The 23,182-nt window shown below is 34.3% G+C and carries 19 protein-coding genes, 1 tRNA gene and 1 other annotated feature; of the genes, 19 read left to right on the forward strand and 1 reads right to left on the reverse strand.

Features of this window, described 5'->3' with window-relative positions; all coding sequences use genetic code 11:
- Window positions 1-205: 205 nt before the first annotated feature.
- From DFR79_RS10450 to holA, 11 genes are all read left to right on the forward strand, one after another.
- Window positions 206-661 (forward strand): SoxR reducing system RseC family protein, encoded by a 456-nt coding sequence (locus DFR79_RS10450; protein ID WP_133515455.1) that lies wholly within the window; start codon window positions 206-208, stop codon window positions 659-661.
- A 300-nt stretch (window positions 662-961) separates the two neighbouring features.
- Window positions 962-1,173, forward strand: a binding site (T-box leader).
- A 170-nt stretch (window positions 1,174-1,343) separates the two neighbouring features.
- Window positions 1,344-2,333, forward strand: coding sequence for an ornithine carbamoyltransferase (argF, locus tag DFR79_RS10460; protein ID WP_133515437.1), 990 nt, complete (start codon window positions 1,344-1,346; stop codon window positions 2,331-2,333).
- A gap of 11 nt (window positions 2,334-2,344) precedes the next feature.
- Window positions 2,345-2,854: a GNAT family N-acetyltransferase gene (locus tag DFR79_RS10465; protein ID WP_133515438.1), complete on the forward strand. Its 510-nt coding sequence runs from the start codon at window positions 2,345-2,347 to the stop codon at window positions 2,852-2,854.
- A gap of 188 nt (window positions 2,855-3,042) precedes the next feature.
- Window positions 3,043-4,464, forward strand: a complete 1,422-nt coding sequence (selA, locus tag DFR79_RS10470) for an L-seryl-tRNA(Sec) selenium transferase (RefSeq protein WP_133515439.1) — start codon at window positions 3,043-3,045, stop codon at window positions 4,462-4,464.
- Window positions 4,465-6,387, forward strand: a complete 1,923-nt coding sequence (selB, locus tag DFR79_RS10475) for a selenocysteine-specific translation elongation factor (RefSeq protein ID WP_133515440.1) — start codon at window positions 4,465-4,467, stop codon at window positions 6,385-6,387.
- A gap of 106 nt (window positions 6,388-6,493) precedes the next feature.
- Window positions 6,494-6,592: transfer RNA gene (locus DFR79_RS16130), tRNA-Sec, on the forward strand.
- Between the two features lie 100 nt (window positions 6,593-6,692).
- Complete coding sequence (locus DFR79_RS10480) at window positions 6,693-7,892, forward strand: patatin-like phospholipase family protein (RefSeq protein ID WP_133515441.1); 1,200 nt, start codon at window positions 6,693-6,695, stop codon at window positions 7,890-7,892.
- Between the two features lie 107 nt (window positions 7,893-7,999).
- Window positions 8,000-8,614 carry a uridine kinase gene (gene udk, locus DFR79_RS10485; protein WP_133515442.1) on the forward strand — a complete coding sequence of 205 codons (615 nt, stop codon included), beginning with the start codon at window positions 8,000-8,002 and terminating at the stop codon, window positions 8,612-8,614.
- A gap of 99 nt (window positions 8,615-8,713) precedes the next feature.
- Window positions 8,714-9,373 (forward strand): helix-hairpin-helix domain-containing protein, encoded by a 660-nt coding sequence (locus tag DFR79_RS10490; RefSeq protein WP_133515443.1) that lies wholly within the window; start codon window positions 8,714-8,716, stop codon window positions 9,371-9,373.
- Window positions 9,370-11,697 carry a DNA internalization-related competence protein ComEC/Rec2 gene (locus tag DFR79_RS10495; RefSeq protein ID WP_133515444.1) on the forward strand — a complete coding sequence of 776 codons (2,328 nt, stop codon included), beginning with the start codon at window positions 9,370-9,372 and terminating at the stop codon, window positions 11,695-11,697. Before DFR79_RS10490 ends, DFR79_RS10495 begins: the two co-directional genes overlap by 4 nt.
- A 102-nt stretch (window positions 11,698-11,799) precedes the next feature.
- On the forward strand, window positions 11,800-12,807 hold the full coding sequence (gene holA, locus DFR79_RS10500; RefSeq protein WP_133515445.1) for a DNA polymerase III subunit delta: 1,008 nt from the start codon (window positions 11,800-11,802) through the stop codon (window positions 12,805-12,807).
- Between the two features lie 153 nt (window positions 12,808-12,960).
- Here holA and rpsT read toward each other — a convergent pair whose 3' ends face one another.
- Window positions 12,961-13,221: a 30S ribosomal protein S20 gene (gene rpsT / locus DFR79_RS10505; protein ID WP_133515446.1), complete on the reverse strand. Its 261-nt coding sequence runs from the start codon at window positions 13,219-13,221 to the stop codon at window positions 12,961-12,963.
- A 259-nt stretch (window positions 13,222-13,480) separates the two neighbouring features.
- Here rpsT and lepA point away from each other — a divergent pair, with 259 nt between their 5' ends.
- From lepA to DFR79_RS10545, 8 genes are all read left to right on the forward strand, one after another.
- Window positions 13,481-15,268: a translation elongation factor 4 gene (gene lepA, locus DFR79_RS10510; RefSeq protein WP_133515447.1), complete on the forward strand. Its 1,788-nt coding sequence runs from the start codon at window positions 13,481-13,483 to the stop codon at window positions 15,266-15,268.
- The gene (gene hemW, locus DFR79_RS10515; RefSeq protein ID WP_133515448.1) at window positions 15,261-16,493 is read left to right on the forward strand and encodes a radical SAM family heme chaperone HemW; all 1,233 of its coding nucleotides are present in this window, start codon (window positions 15,261-15,263) and stop codon (window positions 16,491-16,493) included. Before lepA ends, hemW begins: the two co-directional genes overlap by 8 nt.
- A 95-nt stretch (window positions 16,494-16,588) precedes the next feature.
- A complete protein-coding gene (gene hrcA / locus DFR79_RS10520; protein WP_243727776.1) occupies window positions 16,589-17,638 on the forward strand; it encodes a heat-inducible transcriptional repressor HrcA in 1,050 nt (349 codons plus the stop codon).
- A 5-nt stretch (window positions 17,639-17,643) separates the two neighbouring features.
- The gene (grpE, locus tag DFR79_RS10525) at window positions 17,644-18,279 is read left to right on the forward strand and encodes a nucleotide exchange factor GrpE (RefSeq protein ID WP_133515449.1); all 636 of its coding nucleotides are present in this window, start codon (window positions 17,644-17,646) and stop codon (window positions 18,277-18,279) included.
- A 104-nt stretch (window positions 18,280-18,383) separates the two neighbouring features.
- Window positions 18,384-20,282 (forward strand): molecular chaperone DnaK, encoded by a 1,899-nt coding sequence (gene dnaK / locus DFR79_RS10530; RefSeq protein ID WP_133515450.1) that lies wholly within the window; start codon window positions 18,384-18,386, stop codon window positions 20,280-20,282.
- A 106-nt stretch (window positions 20,283-20,388) separates the two neighbouring features.
- Complete coding sequence (gene dnaJ / locus DFR79_RS10535; protein ID WP_133515451.1) at window positions 20,389-21,513, forward strand: molecular chaperone DnaJ; 1,125 nt, start codon at window positions 20,389-20,391, stop codon at window positions 21,511-21,513.
- A 64-nt stretch (window positions 21,514-21,577) separates the two neighbouring features.
- Window positions 21,578-22,330 carry a 16S rRNA (uracil(1498)-N(3))-methyltransferase gene (locus DFR79_RS10540; RefSeq protein ID WP_133515452.1) on the forward strand — a complete coding sequence of 251 codons (753 nt, stop codon included), beginning with the start codon at window positions 21,578-21,580 and terminating at the stop codon, window positions 22,328-22,330.
- A 163-nt stretch (window positions 22,331-22,493) separates the two neighbouring features.
- A partial coding sequence (locus tag DFR79_RS10545) for an RNA-guided endonuclease TnpB family protein (protein WP_133515453.1) occupies window positions 22,494-23,182 on the forward strand: 689 nt, incomplete at its 3' end.

The following is a 23,182-nucleotide window of genomic DNA, read 5'->3' on the forward strand; positions in this document are numbered from 1 at the left end:
CAGAAGAGGAGAAAAAAATTGTCTGTCCCACCTGCGGCTATAAAATGAAGGAATTTAAGAAACTCAAATGTCCGCGCTGTAACAGCTATCTATTTAAAAAGTGTACTGAATGTGATAAGTGTTCTTTATTTTAGCTTCAATATTTGCTAAAATAGATTAGCAATGTTTTGAACCAAAATTTTTTATAAGGAAAGAGTGATTATTGATGAAAGAAAGAGCCAGAGTAATTAAAAAAGAAAATGGTCAAAGTCTGGTTCAGATTATAAGAACCTCTGCCTGCAGCCACTGTGACGAAAAGTGTATGCTGGCTGATGATTCACATGAGGTAGAGGAAATGGAAGTTTTAGTTAATGATCCCATTGGAGCTGAAGTGGGAAGTACAGTTGAACTGGAAATGGGTGCCAGGCCGATTTTGTTTTCCGCACTTGTAGTCTATTTGCTTCCTCTGGTTGCGATTATAGCTGGTTATTTTGCCGGCAGCAGTTTGTTGAGCGGCATAATTAGTAATTTAGAAATAGCAGGGATTATTGGTTCAGGAATCGGATTTTTATTATCTTTTGCTTTGCTTAAGTTTTTTGATAAAAAAGCAGGCTCTAAAAGTTATTTTCATCCTGAAATAACAAGAGTTGTAACTCACAATGGCTTTTATTATGAAAGTTAATTATAAATAAATTATGATTATTGATATGATGATTGGCAGGCTGGGTGCTTCTGCTGTAGCTGCAATTGGGTTACATCCTGGTACATCCGCTCGGCCTTGGTTTTTTAACCTGGTGCCTGGACAGCAGTGGTTATAGATTGGACAGTTAGAGGAAGCTATGTATTTTACCGATTTAAAAAGGTAAAGTGGAAACTAGTAAATATTTAATTATTATCTGAATATTTTTACTTTTTTAAATAACTTGCAATTTTTCCGATTCAGCTATATAATAATAAAAAATACGATTTATGATAAAATAAGATAAATCCAGTGAATGAGAGAGTAAAAATAATTTTGCTTTACAGCAAGTCGGAGCAGCTGTGAGTCCGATAAGTAGATTATTTTGAAGCGCACTCAGGAGGAGCTCTTCCAAAATTAGTAGGTAGAGACGTTGTTGAACGCGTTAAGTTTTAGAGTGGTCAGTTATTAACTGGCAACTAGAGTGGTAACACGGGTAATTCCTCGTCTCTTATTTGATAAGAGAGCGGGGATTTTTTAGTTTATATTGTTTTATGCAGGTTTTATGCAGGTGATAAGTTTTTTAACTAAAAGTTTTAGCAATTTAATTATTAAAGTAAATTAGAGCAGTGAGCAGGGTAGAAGAGGATATTTATGCCAGAGAGAATTCAAGGAGGAGATTATGATGGCTTATAACTTAAAGGGAAGAAATTTTTTAACATTGAAGGATTTTTCAAAAATAGAAATTAATTATCTATTAACTTTATCAGAAGATTTAAAAGCTAAAAAGAGAGCAGGAATAAAAGGAAATAGTCTGGAAGCAAAAAACATAGCCTTGATTTTTGAGAAACCATCTACCAGAACTAGATGTGCCTTTGCAGTTGCAGCAAAGGATGAAGGTGGAATGCCCGAGTATCTGGGTAAAAATGATATTCAGTTAGGAAAAAAAGAGACTGTGGCTGATACAGCCAGAGTTTTAGGAAGAATGTTTGATGGAATTGAATTTAGAGGTTATGAACATCAAACTGTGGAAATTCTGGGTGAATATGCAGGGGTTCCTGTCTGGAATGGACTGACTGATCTTTACCATCCAACCCAAATCCTGGCTGATTTTTTAACTTTAAAAGAAAACTTTGGTAAATTAGAAGGACTTAATCTGGTTTACACGGGGGATGGCCGCAACAATATGGCTAACTCGCTGATGGTCGGTTCAGCAATCATGGGAGTAAATTATACTATTGTTGCTCCAGAAGAACTCTGGCCTGAGAAAGAGCTGGTGGCAGAATGTAAGGATCTGGCAGCAGAGTCAGGAGCTGAGATTAAACTAACCGCTGATGTAGAAGCAGGTGTTAAAGGGGCAGATGCAATCTATACTGATGTCTGGGTTTCGATGGGTGAAGAATCTGAATTCAAAAAAAGAATTGAGCTTTTAACTCCCTATCAGGTAAATATGGATATGATAAAAATGACAGAAAACCCTGATGTTATATTTTTACACTGTCTGCCAGCTCATCATAATATCGAGACTGAAAATGGCAGGAAAATATATGAAGAATATGGGCTAGAAGAAATGGAAGTTACAGAAGAGGTATTTGAAAGTAAATATTCTAAAGTTTTTGATGAGGCAGAAAATAGAATGCATACAATAAAAGCTGTCATGACAGCTACATTATAGGAGTGATTGAGATGATGACAGCAGTGAGCAGGCAGTCCAAATATACATGTAGACAGGGTACTTTAGCTGATGCAGAAGAAATTCATATTTTGATGCAGCAGGCTTTTGCAGATTATGCAAAGAAAAAATGTGAGCAGAATGATCAAGAAAAAGTTATTAATTCCGCTCTCCAGGAAGAACTGGAGGCCGTAAAAGAGGATCTAGAGAATAATATAGTTCTGGTTCTAAGTGATGGGGAACAAATAATTGCCTCACTCAGACTGGAAGAAATTAGCGATAAACGCTACCTCCTGAAAAGATTTGCCGTTTCGCCTGACTATCAGAATCAGGGTCTGGGAACAATGCTTTTTCAGCAGGCAGTTGAAAAATTAAAGGAGTTAAATGCTCATTATCTTCAGCTTTATTCTTCTCTGGAAAATGAAAAATTAATTTGTTTTTATCAGGGACTCGGTTTTAATTGTCTGGAAACAGATCACAGTAAAGGTTATGAACGCGGTCTCTGGGTAAAAACAATTAAATAAATTTGTCGAAATTCCCTCGACAAACTTCATTTTAAATAATTAAATGTTATTTAAGAATGGAGAAGTGAGAAACCCACTCTGTTTTGTGAGCAGAGTGGGTTTCCTATTTTAATCTGCATTTTAAGAGGAATTACCCGGTATTTCGAGAATTAATATTATTAGAATGCTTAAAATCTGGAGGAAATAAAATGAACAGGCAAAAATTATTATCATCTATTCCGGCGGTTAATGATTTCTTAGCAGCAGAACAGGCAGATAGAATAATTAATAAATATTCGCGTACTAGATTTTTAAAAACTCTGCGCAGTGAACTTGAAAAAATCAGACAAATAATACTTGCTGAAAAAGCAGAAATGGAAGAAACAGATATTGATTGTCAGGAACTAAAAGTTGGAGAAATATTAATTTCAGTTTCAAAAAGACTGGAGGCAGAAGATAATGAGGGGCTAAAAAGGGTTATTAATGCTGGCGGCATAATTCTCCACACCAATCTGGGTCGATCCTTACTTCCGGAAAATGCTTTAAATAAAGTTAAAGAAATTGCCGCAGAATATTCGAGTCTGGAATTTGATCTAGAGAATGGTGAAAGAGGTTATAGATATAAAAGAACTAAGCAGCTGCTCAGAGATTTAACGGGAGCAGAATCTGCAGTGGTGGTTAATAATAATGCAGCAGCTGTTATGCTGGTCTTAAAAACTATTGCAGAAGACAGAGAAGTAATTATAGCTAGAGGTGAAATGGTAGAGATTGGTGGTTCTTTTCGAATACCTGAAGTTATGGAGAGCAGTGGAGCAATTTTAAAAGAAGTTGGTTCTACAAATAAAGTGTATCTAAAGGATTATTTAACTGCAGTTGGTGAAAAAACAGGAGCTCTACTTAAAGTTCATACCAGTAATTATCGGATTCAGGGCTTTACTCATTCTGTCAGTGCAGAAGAGATGGTTAAGGCAGCCCATCAGCATGATTTAGTCGTAATTGAAGATCTTGGCAGCGGCATTTTATTTGATCTTTCGGAATATGGACTGCCCGAGGAACCCACTGTTAAGGAAGAAATTTTAGCAGGAATTGATATTCTGACCTTTAGTGGAGATAAGCTGTTAGGGGGACCTCAGGCTGGAATTATTGTTGGTCGAGAAAAATTCATTTCTCAAATTGAGCAGCATCCACTGATGCGAGCTTTAAGAGTTGATAAAATGACTCTGGCTGCGCTGGAAGAAACTTTAAAACTATATTATAATCTGGAAGAGGCGCTGCAAAAGATTCCCACCCTAAAAATACTGACAGAAAAGGCGGAAAAAGCTAAAATCAGAGCAGAAAAGCTGAAAGCTAAAATTGAGGCTCCAGCTGGAGTCAAGTTTACAATAATTGAATCAGAAGCAAAGGTCGGGGGTGGTGCTTATCCATTGAATACTTTTAAAAGTTATGCCCTGGCAGTTGAAACAGGAGATTTGAGTCCGGAAAAGTTTGTGTATAAATTAAGACAGTTAAAAACCCCTGTAATCAGCCGAATCCAGAATGAACTGATAATTTTTGATTTAAAAACAGTATTTGAGCATCAGCTTGAGGAGCTTGCTATTTCAATAAATAAAGTGCTGGCAGAGGTGTTTTAAGTGAAAAAAAATTTGATAATTGGTACTGCAGGACATATAGATCACGGTAAGAGCACTTTAATCAAAGCCCTGACTGGAGATGAGACCGACAGACTGGACCAGGAAAAAACAAGAGGAATTTCGATAGAAAATGGTTTTTCCCAGCTGGAAAACGAAAAAACTAGAGCAGAAAATTTGAAACTGGGAATTGTTGATGTACCGGGGCATAAAAAATTTGTCAATAAAATGCTTTCTGCTGCAGCCGGGGTTGATCTGGCTCTGATAGTAGTGGCTGCAGATGAGGGAGTAATGCCTCAGACTAAGGAACATCTGGCTATATTGGATCTGCTGGGAGTAAAAAAAGCCATTATTGTGCTGACTAAAATCGATCTGGTGGACAGGGAATGGCTGCAGTTAATAGAATTGGATTTGAGAGATCATTTAAAAAATAGTTTTGCAGAAACTGCAGAAATTGTCAGAGTTTCTTCTACAAAAGAGGCGGGAATTATAGAACTTAAAGACTTAATAGTCAAGACTGCCTTAAAAATGGATCAGCAGCAGCGATCAGAAATTACTTATTTCCCAGTTGATCGAGTTTTCAGTCTCAAAGGTTTAGGAACAGTAGTGACTGGAACCTTATTTAGCGGTCAGCTTAAGTCAGGAGATGAACTAAGTCTTTATCCCGAGAAAAAAAGATTAAAAATTAAAAGTTTGGAAAGCCACGGCTGTGAGAAGCAGCAGATTAATGCAGGCAGCAGAGTCGGAATCAATATTAGTGGAATAAATAAATCAGAAATTAAAAGAGGGGATATTATTGCTGAGTCAAACTCTCTTTTAAAAAGCAAATTTTTTGAGGGAGAACTCAGGCTGTTAGATGATCTAAATTTTACAGTAAAAAACGGGGATCAGATTCATTTTCATACTGCAGCTCTAAAAACAAGGGGAAGAATATATTTATACAATAAAAAAGAAGCTTTTCCGGGAGAAAAGGTTTATATTAAATTAATACTTGAAAAAGCAGCAGCTCTGGTTTTTAAGCAAAAATTTGTATTGAGGCGTATTTCTCCTCTGAACACAATTGGTGGCGGAGAAATTTTAGAACTGGATCCTCCTCCCAGCCGGAAAGTCGATAATAGCAAAACTGTAAAGAAATTAAAAGAATTAAATAAAGCTTCTATCAGAAGAGCAGTTGAATTATTTATCGAAAAAAGGCAAAATGAGCCGGCAAAAATTGAATTGTTAAAAAAGAAAAGTGCTTTAAAATCTAAAAGTTTAAAAGAAATTTTAAACAAACTGACTGCTGAAGAAAAAATTTTGGAACTGGCTCCTGAAAAAAGTTATATTCATCAAAGCAAGTTAAAAGATATAGAAAATAGTATATTGAAAATTGTCTCTGATTATCATCAGGAATATAGTTTGAAACCGGGTATAAAAAAGGAAGAACTTCGTTCCCGTCTGGATTTTAAATTAAAGAAAAATGAATTAAATTCTTTACTTCAGATATTATATAAGAAAGAACTTCTAAAAGAAAAAAACAATTTAATTGCTCACAGTAGTTTTCAAATAAAACTAAGTCCTGAAATTAAGGAAATTAAAGATAAAGTCATCAAAAAATATAAAAAGCATCTTTTTTCTCCACCGACCAGAACAGAGATGTTTAATTATTATCAACTTGAAGAAGAATTATTTGATTATCTGGAAAATGAAGGGGTTTTAATTCGCCTATCAGCAGAATTATATTTTCACATTAGTGTACTAAATGAACTTAATGAAATGTTTAAAGAATATTTTAGAGAAAACGACTGTATTGACCTGGCTGAATTCAGGGATTTAATTGACAGCAGCAGGCGTTATGCTTTACCTTTACTGGAAAAAACGGACCAAATAAAAATTACTAAAAGAGTAGAGGATTATCGCTATCCAGGTGAAAATTTAGAGTTATGAGTTTAATATTTAGGTGAAAAATTTGATTTTAAATAGGCTATTATCTTTTGTTGTAACTGCTTGAATAACTTGAAATATCATGTTAAAATTATAAGAGAAAATCTTGGGGAGTGGCTGTGTCCATGGTGGACATCCTGGACTTCAAATCCAACGGCAGGCAGGCGGACCTGTCTGTGGTGGGTTCGATTCCCACACATTCCCGCCATTTTGACTGCAGTCTGGAGACTGTAGTTTATTTTTGTTTAAGCTTTTATTTTCTATCATTTTTATTATATTACAAAATATAGGGAATGGGGAGAATTATAATGTATGGATTGGTGCTGGAAGGTGGTGGAGCCAAAGGAGCTTATCATATTGGCGCTCTTAAGGCTCTCAACGAACTTAATATTGAAATAGATGCAGTTGCAGGCACTTCCATTGGGGCAATGAATGGAGCGATGTTTGTCCAGGATAAATTAGATATTGCCTATGATTACTGGTATAATATTTCGACTTCCAAAGTTTTGGATATAGAAGATAAATATTTATCTGAACTTTTAAATTTGAGCATCAATCAGAATAATTTATCATATTTTATCAATAAAGCTAAAGAGGTACTGCAAAATCGTGGCCTTGATAATTCTTTTTTAAAAGAAATTCTGGAAAAAAATATTGATGAAGAAAGTTTGAGGAATTCTAAAATTGATTTTGCTATAGTTACCCTCTCTTTAAGTGATTTAAAACCTCTTGAATTATTTATAGAAGATATTCCAGAAGGAAAAGTACTGGATTATATTATGGCCAGCTCTTATTTACCTGCATTTAAAATGCAGCGGATAGACGGCAAAATTTTAATTGATGGTGGATTTTATGAAAATTTACCTCTTAAAACTCTTCAAAATAAGGGTTATAAAAAAATTATTGCAATTAGAACTTATAGCCTGGGAGATATTGAAAAAAAGACTGATCAGGATAAAGAATTGATATTTATTAATCCCAGTCAGGAACTGGGAAGAATGCTTAATTTTGATCAGCAAAATGCGCGCAAAAATATCAAAATGGGTTACTATGATACGATGAAATACTTTAAAAACTTAAGTGGAAGTAAATATTATTTGAATATCGAAAAAGAGGAAGAATATTTTATAAATTATTTATTGAATCTTGATCAAAAGATTATCAGGAGACTTTTAAAACAGCTGTCTCTAACAGAAGAACCATATCTTCGTTCTTTTTTCGAGAATTTGATTCCTAAATTGGTTAACTTATTAGAACTAAATTATCAGGCAAGTTATAGTGTAATCGTGACCCAATTATTGGAGGAAATGGCATCTTTTTTAAAAATTGATAGATATCAAATTTATAATTTTGAAGAATTATTAGAGATAGTCAGAGAGAACTATCAGCAAAAAAATGAAAGTTTTTCCAGAAAATTGCCTGCATTTATCAAAACGAGTAATTTACTGCCCGGGCAGTTAAAAAAGGATCTTCTTTTAGATGTTGCTGAGAAGCTGTTTATTCAATGAGGAGATAGTGGATTTGATAAATAATAAAAATATAATATCAAAACTGAGACAAAAATTTTTAAATACTTTTCAAAAATAATTAATCAAATTATGAAGGGGTTAACTGAATGAGTGCATTATTAATTGGAATTGCAGGAGGAACTGCATCAGGTAAAACAACACTTGCAAGAATTTTAAAAGATTCTTTTCAGGATAAAGTAACTATTTTAAAGCATGATTATTATTATCATGACCGCAGCCATTTTAAGGTAGCAGATCATAAAATTAATTTTGACCATCCGGATTCTTTTGAGACTGAACTGCTGGTCAAGCAGCTGCAGGAGTTAAAGGGTGGTAAAAAAGTAGAAAGACCTGTTTATTCCTATAAAACAAATGAGCGGCTGGGAAAGAAGAAAAAAGTAGAACCAGCACCAATTATTATTGTAGAAGGTATTTTAATCTTTCATTATGAATCTTTAAAAAATCTTTTTGATTTAAAAATTTATGTAGATACAGATGCTGATATCAGGTTACTTAGAAGAATCAGCAGAGATATTAAAGAAAGAGACAGAACCTTTGAATCTGTTAAAAATCAGTATTTAAAAACTGTAAAACCTATGCATCAAAAATTTGTAGAACCGAGTAAATATCAGGCAGATATAATTATTCCACATGGTGGTTTAAATGAGATAGCAAATGATTTAATTATTAAAAAAATCAAGGATTACTTGCGACAGATTTAATTAATAGCAGCTCAGGCTGCTATATTTTTTTATATTAAATGTAAAAAAATTACAGGAAATCTAAATTTTATCTCGAATAAGCCTTTAGGAGGTGTTTTTATGTTCAAAAATAAAAGAGTAATTTTTATTTTAGTTGTCGGATTGCTGTTGTTGTGTTTTCGTTATTATAATCAAAACATTCAGCAGAGTACGACTTTAAATCCGGAAGCCAATTTAAATCTTCTAGAAGCAGGCAGTGTAGCAGAAAAAAATGTGGAAAAAGAGAATAATGTTCAAATAGTTGTCCATTTAGCCGGAGCTGTCAAAAATGCAGGAGTTTATAAACTAAATAAAAATGATAGACTTGTAGATTTAATCAGAGCAGCTGGCGGACTTATGGAAAATGCTGATCTAAAGCAAATAAATTTAGCTGAAAGGTTATATGATGGGCAAAAATTAAATATTCCCGAAATATCAAAAAATAACCAGCAGGAAATTAATCAGATTCAGGGGGATTTTAAATTTTCCGATTCACAGAATAAAGATAATTTTTTGCTCAATAAATATTCTACCTCCAGTGATAGTGATTTAATAAACATCAATCAGGCTGATCAGAGTCAATTAGAAAAATTAAGTGGTATTGGTCCTTCTAAAGCGGCAGCAATTATTAAGTATAGAGAGCAGAATAGTTATTTTTCTCGAAAAGAAGATCTCTTAAAAGTTAGTGGAATTGGAGAGAAAACACTGGAAAATATTAAAGATGAGATTGTTTTACAGTGAAAATTATAAGAAGACCGGCTTTCTATCTGGCGGCAGCTTTAACAGCAGGAATTTTAAGTAGTTATTTTTTATTAAGTCATAATTTGATTTTAAGTTTAAAAATATTACTGATTACTGAAACTATTTATTTATGTTTTTATACAGTTTTTAAATTAAATATTTCAAAAAAATCAATTTATACCTGGCTTGCAATTTTATTTTTGTTTCTGGGCAGTCTTTTATATAGTTATCAGGAATATCAGTATCGAAGTAAGTATTCTCTCCATAATTTTGCTGACTCTGGAATGAGTCAGCTGCTGGCAGAAATTAAACTGGATCCTGGAGATCTAGAGAGTGATAAAGTTTATCTTCAAGTATATTCAGTTAATGGGACAAGAGTAAAATATGGTAGTGCTATAATTACTTCAGAAAAATTAAAGAGATTCAATGATGGAGATTTGATTACTCTAGAACTGGAATTAACAAAACCGGCTCCTGCTCTGAATCCCGGTTCATTTTCTTATGTAGAATACTTAAAAAGAAAAGGTGTTTATCTACAGGGCTGGAATCCAGAAAATATTAGCCTAATCAGAAAAAACAAATCCCTAAAAAATCTAATTATTAAAGTCAAAAAGCTCCTTTTGAATAATATTAATCAGTTATTTACTGAGGATAATGCTGCTTTTATCAAAGCAATTTTACTGGGGGAAAAAGAATATTTAAGTTATGAACAGGAATCTTTACTCAGAAATTCAGGGGCCAGCCATCTACTGGCTATTTCGGGTCTGCATATGGGAATTTTGATTCTAACATTTTCTTTTATTCTATTTAAGCTCTGTTCAAAGAAAAGAAATGCTCTTTATTTACTCTCTTTTTTGACTTTTATCTATATTATTCTGGTAGGGGCTGCTGTTTCAATTATTAGAGCAGCACTGCTGGCGCTTCTGTTTTTATGGTCTGACGAATTTAATCGGGAAGGAGATTTTTTAAATATAATTTCTCTAACTTTGATTATTAATCTGCTGCTCGATCCCCAGGCCTTATTTACGGTTTCCTTACAGCTTTCTTATATCCTGGTTCTGGCTTTGTTTTATTTAACTCCGGTTTTAAATCGCTGGCTGCCTGGCTTTTTAGCAGTATCTCTGGCAGCCCAGCTGGCCTCACTGGCAATCACAGCCTATTATTTTAATGAATATGCCTTTATTGCTTTAGTTACAAATCTCTGGGCTATTCCCTATATTACAGTTTTACTGCCCTTAATCTTTATTTTACTTTTACTTTCGCTAGTCAGCTTAAATTTTTTTGGATCGCTGGCAATTTTAATTGAGCTGGGATTAAAACTATTATTTAATGGTTTTGAATTAATGACTTTAATTCAGGGAAGGCCTCTGGTTATTGCAAGGCCGAAATTAATTACTATCTTTATTTATTATTTGTTTCTCTTTGCCATTCCTTTTATTTATCGAAAAAGATATATTTGGCTTAAGGCCAGAAAATATAAATTATGGCAGAAAATAGTCCCAATTTCTTTACTCTTAATAATTGCCTTTTTATTTTATAATCCCCCTCCAGATAATTTAGAAATAAATTTTCTGGCTGTAGGTCAGGGAGATGGAATTTTTATTCAATTTCCAGGTGGGCAAAATATGCTAATTGATACCGGTCCCCCCGGGAAGGAAGGCAGAAATATTGAATACAGTATTATCTCCTATTTAAATTACCTCGGTGTTAGTACTGTAGACTATTTAATGATCAGTCATTTTGATGCAGACCATGCCGGAGGACTTCCGCATCTACTGCAGCGGAAAAAGGTTAAAAATATTATGATTCCTCCCTATCATGAGAGAACTAAATTGCATCACCAGCTGGCAGAAGGTCTTAGTGAGGGTAATTCTAAATTATATTTCTTAACTGCCGGTGTTCATTTTAAAATTGCTGGCTGCAGCCTGGAAATTTTAAATCCTGAGTCAAATAGGATCAAAGAAGATAGAAATGAAAACTCTATAGTCTTTCTACTTAGATATCGAAAAAATAAATTTTTATTTACCGGAGATTTATCTAAGGCAGGAGAAGCCCGAATAGTAAAGGATTATAATTTGGACAAAATTGATGTTCTCAAGGCCGGTCACCACGGCAGTAAAACATCTAGTGGTGAGATACTGCTTGATGCAGTCAGACCTGAGTTGGCTGTTATTTCGGTTGGCAGAAACAACTTTGGTCATCCTTCAGCAGAAGTTATTAGAAGATTTAAGCGAAAATCAATTAGCTATCTGCGTACTGATCAGAGGGGAATGATTAAATTGATTTCTGATGGACAGAATATTTATTTTAACTGCTTTAGATAGGAAACTAACTTTTATTTAAGACTATAAACTGGAGAGAAAAGTTTAGATATGTTAAAATAGAGAAGGAAGAAAAATAACGAAATATTGTTGGGGTGAAATTAGATGGATTTAGAAGAGTTTATTAAAAATGAAAAAGAAGCAAAAAAATTATATTATATTTATGCAGATAATTCTTATCTCAGAAATAAATTTAAAGAGAAATTTATTGAAAAATTTGTGCCGGAGGCAGTTAGAGATTTCAATCTTTCTTATGTTAATCCCGGTGATGAATATTTAAAACGACTCTCAAATGCTGTTCAGACTCCTCCAATGGGGGCAGAAAAGCGATTTATAATTTCTCATTTTACAGAGGATGATTCTCTAAATCAGAGTGAGCAGGAGAGACAATTAAAAATTTTTAAAAACATTGATCAGAGTGCCAGTCTGCTTTTCTTAACAGCCAATAAAGTGGATAAACGAAAAAAGTTTTATCTAAGTTTAAAAAAAATTGCAGAATATCAGGAATTTGAAACTCCCCGTTATCGAGATTTAGATCAGTGGATTATTGCTCGTTTTAGGGAAAATAATAAAAAAATTGACAGCCGGAGTGTAAAGATGCTGGAAAATATGTTCAGCAATAAACTGGAAATATTGAATAGTGAAATTGAAAAGGTAGTAACACGTTATCCAGATCAGGAAAAGATTTCTTATTATGATCTCAAAAATATCATCAGCAGAGAAAAATTTCTAGAAGATGAAGAAATCTTCCACTTTCTTGATTTAATTGGTGACAAAAAAACTGATCAGGCTCTTTTGACTTTAAAAGAAATGCTAAACAAGGGAGTTTATCCTTTATATTTGCTGACAATGCTTAAAAATCAGATTGAGCTTTTAATGCAGGTTAAATTTTACAGTCAGTACACTCAGGATAATTATAAGATTGCTAAAAAAATTGGTAAACATCCCTATCCGGTAAAAAAATCACTGCAGCGGTGTAGGAACTTTACCCAGAAAGAATTAGAAAAAATATTGGATGAAATATTAAGAGCTAACTACCACTTTTTGACAGGTTACTATCCGGATCAGAATACGGCTCTGGAAATGATTATAATCAAATCAATTGCTTATTAAATCTAAAAAAAGTTCAGCCTGTTTGTTAGAGGCTGAACTTTTTATTATAGATAAATAAAAACTCACCCAGCTGGATGAGTTTAATAATTTAAAAGATAGCTATCTTTTAGATATATTTTAATAAGGACATTTGTCCTAAATTTAAAATTAAAATTACATATTATTATACATCTTTGTGAGGCGGGATTTTTTGCGGGCTGCATTGTTTTTATGAATAATATTTCTAGTTACAGCCTTATCGATGACCTTTTTAGTCTCTTTTAACTGTTCTGCAGCAGCTTCTTTGTCCCCTGCTTCAACTGCCTTTTCCATATCTTTAATCGCATTTTTTAATCTATCTTTCCATTCGCGATTTTGAGCAGTTTTCTTTTCTGTTACCTTAACTCTTTTCTTAGCAGATTTAATAATAGGCATCTAACTTCACCCCCTCTTAAAAGTAAGTATTTATAGTCTCAGACTTAATTTGCAACATTTCAATTTTAACATGTTGTTATCTAAAATGCAAGAGTTAAATTCAAAAAACAGCTTCTCTTAAAATGAGATTAATAAATTATAACTTAAATGGAGTTAAAAAAGAAAATTGATTAATCAGCCTAAGTATAATATAATTAAAGTGCTGTGGATAGTATAATTAATCCGGCAAAAAGTTTTAGTATAAAAGGAGGAAGTTTTTTTGCAGACTGATAAGATTAGAAACTTTTGCATAATTGCTCATATTGATCACGGGAAGTCGACTCTTGCTGATCGTATGTTAGAATATACAGGTACAATTACAGATCGCAAAATGCAGGAACAGGTTTTAGATAAAATGGATTTAGAAAGAGAAAGAGGCATAACTATTAAAGCTCAGGCGGTGACAATTGAACATCAGGGTTATGAGCTGAATTTAATTGATACTCCTGGTCATGTAGATTTTGCCTATGAGGTATCCAGAAGTCTGGCTGCCTGTGAGGGAGCTCTTTTAGTTATTGATGCTGCTCAGGGAGTTGAAGCTCAGACAATGGCCAATATTTATCTGGCCCTGGAACATGACCTGGAAATCATTCCAGTTATTAATAAAATTGATTTACCATCAGCCAATCCGCAGAGGGTTAAGGAACAGCTATTAGATATCGGTATTGACCCTGATGAGGCAATTCTGGCCAGTGCAAAAGAAGGAACAAATATTGATCAAATTCTGGAGGCAATTATTAAGCGTGTCCCAGAGCCATATAATGGAATAAATCAACCTTTAAAAGCATTGATTTTCGATACTCTCTATGATTCCTATCAGGGCGTAATTGCCTATGTTAGAGTTATGGAAGGCTCTGTTAAAAAGGGAGATAAGATTTTGTTGATGTCCAATCAAAAAAGTTATGAAGTGGATGAGGTTGGATTTTTTGATCCCGCGATGCAGAAAAAAGATGAATTGAGTTCCGGCGAAGTAGGTTATATTATTTCGGGAATCAAAGATGTACGCAACTGTCGAGTAGGTGATACAATTACTTTAAAGAATAATCCTACCGAAAAAGCCCTTCCCGGATATCAGAAAGTACAGCCTATGGTATTTAGTGGTCTTTATCCAACAGATAATGCGGATTATGAAATTTTAAAAGAAGCTTTAGAAAAGCTGCAGCTTAATGATGCTTCTTTTACCTTTGAGCCAGAGACATCTGAAGCCCTTGGTTTCGGTTTCCGCTGTGGTTTCTTAGGTCTGCTGCATATGGAGGTTATTCAGGAAAGACTGGAGAGAGAGTATGATCTGGATTTAGTAATTACTGCTCCCAGTGTAGAATATCAAATTATTAAAAAGAATGGTGAAGAATTGAAAATAGAAAATCCGGCTGCTTTTCCGGATCAAAGTGAAATTGATAAAATAAAAGAACCTTTTGTTACTGCAGAAATACATCTACCGGAAGAATATGTGGGCCAGGCGATGGAGCTCTGTCAGGACAACCGGGGTGAATTTAAGGATATGCAGTATATAGATCAGGATCGAGTAACTTTAAAATATGAAATGCCTTTAAGTGAAATTATTACAGAATTTTTTAACCAGTTAAAATCACGAACCAGAGGCTATGCAACCCTGGATTACGAATTAGAAGGATACAAAGAATCCAATCTGGTTAAACTTGATATTTTACTTAATAAAGAGGTTGTGGATGCTTTATCTATAATCGTTCATGAAGAAGATTCGTATCAGCGGGGTAATGATCTTGTTAGAAGATTAAAAGAAGTAATCCCCCGACATATGTTTAAAGTTCCAATTCAGGCTTCAGTTGGTGGAAAAATCATAGCCAGAGTCAATATTCCTGCTGTGCGCAAAGATGTACTGCAGAAATGTTATGGTGGAGATGTCAGCCGCAAGCGTAAATTACTTGAAAAACAAAAAGAAGGTAAAAAGCGGATGAAACGGGTTGGAAGTGTCGAAATTCCTCAGGAAGCATTTATGACAGTTTTAGAAAGGAATGAAAATGCCTGATTTAAAATTTGAAAATGCAAATGCACTATATATTCACCTTCCATTCTGCACCAGTAAATGCCCTTACTGTGATTTTTATTCAGTTAAATATTCAAAACAAAGGGTGGACCTCTACTGGGCCGCCCTTTTTATGGAATTAGAGGAATTAACTCATAAAGTAAATAACCATTTACTGCAGACTATTTATCTGGGAGGAGGAACTCCCTCTCTAGTAGCTCCTTTTTTTATAGGAGAATTGATTAAAAAGATTAAAAATAAGTTTAGAGTTATTCCGGCGGCCGAAATTACGATTGAAATTAATCCGGCTTCTATTACAGAAGAAAAAATTATTGCTTTAAAAAGAGCGGGAATTAACCGTCTAAGTGTTGGGATCCAGAGTTTTAATGATCAGCATTTAAATTTTTTAGGGCGCAGAAGTAGCAGTGAGAATAATAAAAAAATATTAACTTTAGTTGATCAGTACTTTGATAGTTATAGTGCTGATCTAATTTTTGCTCTACCTGAACAGAGTTTAAAAGAGTTCGAAATTGATTTAGAAGAGATGCTTAAATTTAATCCTCCTCATATTTCGTTATATAATCTTGAAATACATGAGAATACTCCTTTTTATCAGCGCTATAATCAGGGGGAACTTAAACTGCCGACAGAAGAAGTTGATGCAGAAATGTATGAATTGGCTTTAAAAAAATTAAAAACTGCTGGTTATCAGCATTATGAGATTTCTAATTTTGCCCGTAGAGGATATAGAGCCCGTCACAATTATATTTACTGGCTCTATCAGCCTTACCTGGCCTTAGGTCCAGGAGCAGCAGCTTTTGATGGTAACTGCCGCTCGCAAAATCTGTCTGATTTAAGTTTGTATCTTAAATATTATAATCCACAAAATTTATCCTTTGCCGAGTTTTTGGAGAGTGAAGTTAGTCAACCAGCAGGTAGATTTAGACAAAACAAACAAAACCAGGAAATAAAAATTAGAGAATTAAACTGTTTGAGCAAAAAAGAGAAGATGGCCGAATACTCATTTCTTGCTTTAAGAACAGCAAAAGGTTTATTTTATCATAAATTTTACTGTCAATTTAAAGTCGATTTTAAATCTCTATATAAAGAAGAGATTGCAGAATTAAAAGAGAATAATTTAATTGAAGAAGGAAATGAGCGTATCTATCTGACGGATCGAGGTAAAGAAGTAGCTAACAAAGTTTTTCTTAAATTTTTACTTGATTAATTCCAATAATTATTTGACAAAAAAATATCAATGTGTTATTTTATTATTAGCTGTTAGCACTCTCCTTAATCGAGTGCTAAAAAAAGAGGTGAGAAATGATGGTTGAGGAATTAGATCCGAGAAAAAAGCGAATACTGCAGGCCATCATTCAGGAACATATAATTTCTGCATCTCCAATTGGCTCAAGGACACTTGCAAAAAAATATAATCTGGATGTAAGTCCTGCAACTATCAGAAATGAAATGGCTGATCTGGAAGACTTAGGTTATTTGGAACAGCCCCATACATCTGCAGGAAGAATACCTTCTGATAAAGGCTATCGCTATTATGTTGATCAGCTTATCAGCAGGAAGAAAAATGAAGCTCCTGGAGTAATCGAAAATGTGGAAAATTTATATCAGGATCTTCAGGATGTACAGGATATTATTTCTGGTATGGCAAAAATGCTTTCTAATATGACTCATTATACGGCGATGGTTAGTGAGCCCAAAAGTCAGGTCAGTCGTTTAAAAAAAGTTGAAATAATGCAGCTGGCAGATAATTCTCTGCTTTTAGTTCTGGTTACAGATACAGGAATGGTTAATAATAAAATTATTAATCTTGATCAGAGTTTATCTACAGCTAAAATTTCTTATCTTAATAAATTTTTAAGCGAAAAGTTAGAAAATAAATTACTTGCCAATTTAGATACTAATTATCTAAAAGAAGTAGAAAAAGAGCTTCTGGCAAAAGTTGACCTATCTGTTGATTTGTTTAAACAGTTTTATAATGAGTTTGAAGGTGCATTTGAACCTGGTGGAGTTAAAGTTTATCTGGGAGGTACTTCCTATATTTTAGAGCAGCCGGAGTTTAATGATCTGGAAAAAGTCAAGAAGATGCTCAAATTACTTGATCAGGAAGAAATGCTGAATAAAATTATTAATAGTATTTCTGGTTCTGATCTTGAAATTAAAATTGGTCAGGAAAATGAAGTTGAAGATATTAAAAACTGCTCACTTGTTGTTGCAACTTATTATATTTCTGAGCGAGCAGTTGGAAAAATTGGTGTTATTGGTCCCACCCGAATGGAATATCCACGTGTTATTTCTTCGGTGGATGTTATTTCTGATATTTTAAGTAAATTAATTTCTAAAGCTAGTGGGTGATAATTATGGACAATAAAAAAGAAAATAATAATTTTGAAGAAAAAGTTGAGAATCCCGAAAATAATGAAACTGCAGAAAATAATAATTTTGCAGCAGAGGCAGAAAATGCTGAGGTTGAGGTAGAGTTAAATGAAGAAGAACTAAATGGTATCCAGATGGAGCTTTCCCGGGAAGAATTAATTGAGGAAGTTAAGGAAAAAAATGAAATGATTGAAGAAATGGATGCCGAAATAGATGATTTATTAAGCAGACTACAGCGCTTACAGGCTGATTTTGTTAATTACCGCAAAAGAAGTCAGCGAGAAAAGGCTGAGATGACAACCCAGGGGAAAGTAGAACTCTGTGCCAGTTTGCTGCCGGTAATTGATAATTTTGAGCGGGCTTTGAAGGCGGAGGACAGAGTAGATGATTTTTACCAGGGAGTAGAGATGATCTACAAACAGCTTTTAAAAACTCTAAAAGATCAGGGTATTGAAGAAATTCTGGCAGAAGGGGAAGAATTTAACCCTGAATATCATGAGGCAATCATGAGAGTTGAAAGTGAAGAATTTGAAGAAGGAATTGTAGTTGAGGTTGTTCAAAAGGGTTTTAGTCTCAATGATCGCGTAATTAGACCGGCGATGGTTAAAGTAGCCGGATAAAATAAAGTCTTGAAGTTTCAATAATTTTGTTATAAATTCTATTTATTATTAATCTGGTTTTTTGTTAAGTATTTTGACAACAATTTTCTAAGGAGGAATATAAAATGGGTAAAGTAATTGGTATTGACTTAGGTACAACTAATTCCTGTGTGGCAGTAATGGAAGGTGGAGAACCTACTGTTATTCCTAATAAAGAAGGTGCTAGAACTACTCCTTCTGTAGTAGCATATTCTAAAAAGGGAGAAAGAATTGTCGGTGAACATGCAAAACGTCAGGCAGTAACTAATCCTGATCAGACAATTTCTTCAATTAAAAGAGAAATGGGTTCAGATTTTACAGCAACACTTAATGGAGAAGAATATACTCCACAGCAAATTTCAGCAATGATTTTACAGAAATTAAAAAGGGATGCTGAAGAGTATTTAGGTGAAGATGTTGAGGAAGCTGTTATTACAGTACCTGCCTACTTCAGTGATGCTCAGCGTCAGGCAACAAAAGATGCTGGTAAAATTGCAGGTTTAAAAGTAGAAAGAATTATCAACGAGCCAACAGCTGCTTCTTTAGCTTATGGTCTTGATGATAAAGGTGAAGAAACTATTTTAGTTTATGACCTTGGTGGAGGTACCTTTGATGTTTCCATTCTTGATATTGGAGATGGAGTTTTCGAAGTTATCGCAACTAATGGTAACAATCACCTTGGTGGAGATGATTTTGATCAGAGAATCATCGACCATTTAGCAGAAGAATTTAAAAATAGAACTGGAATTGATCTAAAGAAAGATAAAATGGCACTTCAGCGTTTAAAAGATGCGGCTGAAAAAGCCAAGATAGAACTTTCCAGTGTTAAGCAGACAAATATTAATTTGCCTTTTATTACTCAAACTGATGAAGGGCCTGAGCACTTAGATATTGATTTAACAAGAGCTAAGTTTGAAAGTCTAATCACTGATTTAATTGAACAGACAATGGATCCAGCCCGCAAAGCTCTTGCAGATGCTGGTATGGATAAATCAGATATAGATGAAGTTATTCTTGTTGGTGGTTCTACCAGAATTCCTGCTGTTCAGGAAGCAGTTAAAAACTTGATCGGGAAAGATGCACACAAAGGTATTAATCCTGATGAAGTTGTAGCAGTTGGTGCTGCAATTCAGGCTGGTGTTTTAGCGGGAGATGTAGATGATGTTGTACTACTTGATGTTACACCATTATCTTTAGGTATTGAAACACTTGGTGGTAAGTTCACTAAATTAATTGATAGAAATACAACAATACCTACTTCAAAGAGCAAGATATTCTCTACAGCTACTGACAATCAGACAAGTGTAGATATCCATGTACTGCAGGGTGAAAGAGAATTGGCACAGCATAATAAAACACTGGGCCGTTTCCAATTAACTGATATTCCACCTGCACCACGTGGAGTACCTCAGATTGAAGTAGAATTTGATATTGATAAAAACGGTATTGTTCATGTATCTGCAAAAGACAAAGGTACAGGTAATGAGCAGAAGATCACTATAAAATCTACAAGCGGTTTATCTGACGAAGAAATAGAAGAAATGGTAAAAGATGCTGAAGAACATGCTGAAGAAGATAAAAAGCGGGTAGAAAAAATTGAAACACGCAATGAAGCAGATGCTTTAGTTCATCAAACAGAGAAAACTCTAGAGGAAGCAGGAGAAAAAGTTGATTCTGCAATTAAAGATAAGGTTGAAGCAGCTAAAGAAGAGTTAAAAGAAGTCTTAGCAAATGAAGATGCTGAAACTGAAGAAATCAAAGAGAAAATGGAAGCTTTAACTGATGAATTAACAGAGTTAAGTTCCGAATTGTATTCTCAAGCTGAAGGAGCTCAGCCTGGTGCTGGTGCAGCTGGAGCTCAGCCAGGAGCCGGAGCGGGACAGGCAGGTCCACAGCCGGGAGCTGGAGCAGGTCAGGCTAATGCAGATGATGATACAGTCGATGTAGACTTTGAAGAAGTAGATGACGAAGAGGAAGAAAAATAAATCAGAAATTAACTAATAAATAAGAAAAAGAATATACCAGTTTAGGGAGAGTATGACTCTCCCTATAACTGTTTTCTCTTTCTTTTTATAGAGAGGTGATTTTAAGATGGCAAAAAAAGATTATTACGAACTGCTCGGTGTTGACCGGGATGCCGATCAAAAAGAAATTAAGCGGGCTTATCGTAAGCTTGCCAAAAAATATCATCCTGATATGAATCAGGAAAAAGATACCTCAGAAAAGTTTAAAGAAATTTCTGAGGCTTATGAGATACTAAGTGATCCGGATAAAAGAGCACGTTATGATCAGTATGGACATTCAGGTATAAATGATCAGGACTTCAACTTTGATGATTTTGCTCAGGGTGGCTTCGGTGGTCTTGATGATTTATTTAATATGTTCGGTTTTGGCGGTGGAATGGGCGGCCGCAGAAGAAGTGGACCCCGCCGTGGAGCCGATCTCCAGTACAGATTAGAAATTTCTTTTGAAGAAGCTGCCTTTGGCGGTAAAAAAGAAATTAGAATTCCCAGGGAAGAAGAATGTGATCGCTGTGATGGCAGTGGGGCTGAACCAGGAACTGATGTAAAAACATGCCCTGAATGTAATGGTCAGGGACAGGTGCGCAGCAGTCAGCAGACTCCATTTGGCCAGTTTACTCAGAGCAGAGTCTGTCCCAAATGTGGTGGAGATGGGAAAATTGTTGAAGAAGCATGTCATAAGTGTAATGGCTCTGGTAAGGTAAGAAAACAGAGGAAATTAACTGTAAATATTCCGGCTGGTGTTGATACTGGAACCAGACTACGGATGTCCGGAGAAGGTCAGGCTGGAGAAAAAGGTGGCCCGGCAGGAGATTTATATATAGTAATTGATGTTCAGGATCACGAAATCTTTGACCGCAAGGGTGATGATGTCTACTGTGAGGTGCCAATTAGTTTTGTGCAGGCCACATTAGGTGATAAGATTAAAGTGCCTACCCTGGAGGGTAAGGTTCAGTTTGATATTCCTGAGGGGACTCAACCGGGTACAACCTTTAGATTAAAGAACAAAGGAATTACTCATCTAAACGGTTATGGTCGTGGAGATCAATATATAAAAGCTAAGGTCATGATTCCAAAGGACCTGGATGACAAACAAAAAGAACTGCTGGCAGAATTTGCAGAAATTAGTGGTGAAGAAATAAACCCGGAGCATAAAAGCTTTTTAAAAAAAATAAAAGACGCAATTAATATTTAAGCGTAATTATTTTCAACAGTTTAAATATTAATAATAAGCAACTCTAAACAATGGAGTGAAAAAAATGCATAGATTTTTTATAGATCAGAGTACTGAAATTGGTAGAACTATAATTATTTCTGGAAATGACTATAACCATCTTAAAAATTCCCTGCGCCTAAATATAGGTGACAGGGTTATTCTTTCTGATGGTAATGGTTTTGATATGGAAGCAGAAATACTTAAGTATAGCGATGAAGGTGCAGAACTTAAAATTCTAACTAAAGAAAAAGCAGATGTTGAAGCTAAAACAAAGATCTGGCTGGCTCAGGGACTGCCCAAAAAGAGTAAGATGGATTTAATAGTTGAAAAGGCAACTGAAATTGGTTTTGCAGGTTTAATTCCATTAGAAAGTAAAAGAACTATTGTAAAGTATGACCACAAAAAGAAGAATAAAAAACAGAGCCGCTGGCAGAGAGTTGCCGAAGCTGCTGCTAAACAATCGGGTAGAGCAGTGATTCCTGAGATTAAAGATTTTTACAGTACTGATAATTTAAGTAATTTAAAAGAAGAATTTGATTATATTTTACTTTTATGGGAAGATGAAAAAAAATACTCAATCAAACAGTTTTTTAAAGAAAATAATGTTGCTGCTGAAGCCAGAATTTTATTAATTATTGGCCCGGAAGGTGGATTTTCTGAAGCAGAGGTAAATCAATTTAAAGCTGGACTGGGTGCCCAAATTATTACTCTTGGTCCCAGAATTTTGAGAACAGAAACTGCTGGGATTACAGCTTTAACAGCAATCCTGTATGAGAAAGGTGAACTTGGTGATTGAGTTAAAGTCTACTAGAAAACCTCGGTGGGCTTGCTCCTAGGAAAGAGAAGACGGTATTGAATTTTAAGTATTATGTTTAGCTATAAAATAATCTAAAAACACAAGAACGGATGTTTGTTTAACCTCTTTGCTTATGGTATAATATTAGTGAGGAGGTGAAAGCATGACAAGTAAAAAAATTGTAAGAGAAAAAGGATATAAGTTCAGGCTATATCCTAATAAAAAACAAAAAATATTAATAAACAAATCAGTTGGTTGTACAAGGTATATATATAACCATTTTCTTGCAAAAGCTAAAGAAGATAAATATAAAACATATACTGAATATTCTAAGCAGCTAACAAAATTAAAAAAAGAATTAATTTGGCTAAAAGAGCCAGATAAATTTGCTTTACAAAATGCTCTTAAAGATTTAGATAAAGCTTTTAATAATTTTTTTAGCGGCAAATATGATTTTCCTCAGTTTAAATCTAAAAAGAATATTAAAAATTCTTATCGGACTAATAAGTTTATTAGAAAAAGTGGAACTACCAATATTGAAATAAAAGATAATAAGATTAACCTGCCTAAATTGGGGTGGGTTAAATACAGTAAATCTCAAAAAGTTAAAGGCAAAATATTAAATGTGACAGTAACTAAGACTAATACAGACAAATATTTTATATCAATAGCAGTTAAAGAGGAAATCAAAAAATTACCTGAGGTAGATAAAAAAATAGGTATAGACCTGGGACTTAAGGAGTTTGCCATTACTTCGGATGGTGAGAAAAAAGCTAATCCTAGAATTTTAAATAAATATGAGAAAAAGATTGCCAGGTTAAATAGAAGTTTAGCTAGAAAAGAAAAAGGATC

The sequence above is a fragment of the Halanaerobium saccharolyticum genome (assembly GCF_004362045.1).
Lineage (GTDB): Bacteria > Bacillota > Halanaerobiia > Halanaerobiales > Halanaerobiaceae > Halanaerobium > Halanaerobium saccharolyticum_C.

Bases quoted from the DNA above. Each gene is read 5' to 3' on its own strand.
- rpsT (WP_133515446.1), bottom strand. From the start codon at position 13,221: ATGCCTATTATTAAATCTGCTAAGAAAAGAGTTAAGGTAACAGAAAAG.
- DFR79_RS10490 (WP_133515443.1), top strand. From the start codon at position 8,714: ATGTTCAAAAATAAAAGAGTAATTTTTATTTTAGTTGTCGGATTGCTG.
- DFR79_RS10540 (WP_133515452.1), top strand. From the start codon at position 21,578: ATGCATAGATTTTTTATAGATCAGAGTACTGAAATTGGTAGAACTATA.
- hrcA (WP_243727776.1), top strand. From the start codon at position 16,589: ATGATGGTTGAGGAATTAGATCCGAGAAAAAAGCGAATACTGCAGGCC.
- DFR79_RS10465 (WP_133515438.1), top strand. From the start codon at position 2,345: ATGATGACAGCAGTGAGCAGGCAGTCCAAATATACATGTAGACAGGGT.
- argF (WP_133515437.1), top strand. From the start codon at position 1,344: ATGGCTTATAACTTAAAGGGAAGAAATTTTTTAACATTGAAGGATTTT.
- dnaK (WP_133515450.1), top strand. From the start codon at position 18,384: ATGGGTAAAGTAATTGGTATTGACTTAGGTACAACTAATTCCTGTGTG.
- hemW (WP_133515448.1), top strand. From the start codon at position 15,261: ATGCCTGATTTAAAATTTGAAAATGCAAATGCACTATATATTCACCTT.
- DFR79_RS10450 (WP_133515455.1), top strand. From the start codon at position 206: ATGAAAGAAAGAGCCAGAGTAATTAAAAAAGAAAATGGTCAAAGTCTG.
- udk (WP_133515442.1), top strand. From the start codon at position 8,000: ATGAGTGCATTATTAATTGGAATTGCAGGAGGAACTGCATCAGGTAAA.
- dnaJ (WP_133515451.1), top strand. From the start codon at position 20,389: ATGGCAAAAAAAGATTATTACGAACTGCTCGGTGTTGACCGGGATGCC.
- DFR79_RS10480 (WP_133515441.1), top strand. From the start codon at position 6,693: ATGTATGGATTGGTGCTGGAAGGTGGTGGAGCCAAAGGAGCTTATCAT.
- grpE (WP_133515449.1), top strand. From the start codon at position 17,644: ATGGACAATAAAAAAGAAAATAATAATTTTGAAGAAAAAGTTGAGAAT.
- holA (WP_133515445.1), top strand. From the start codon at position 11,800: ATGGATTTAGAAGAGTTTATTAAAAATGAAAAAGAAGCAAAAAAATTA.
- selA (WP_133515439.1), top strand. From the start codon at position 3,043: ATGAACAGGCAAAAATTATTATCATCTATTCCGGCGGTTAATGATTTC.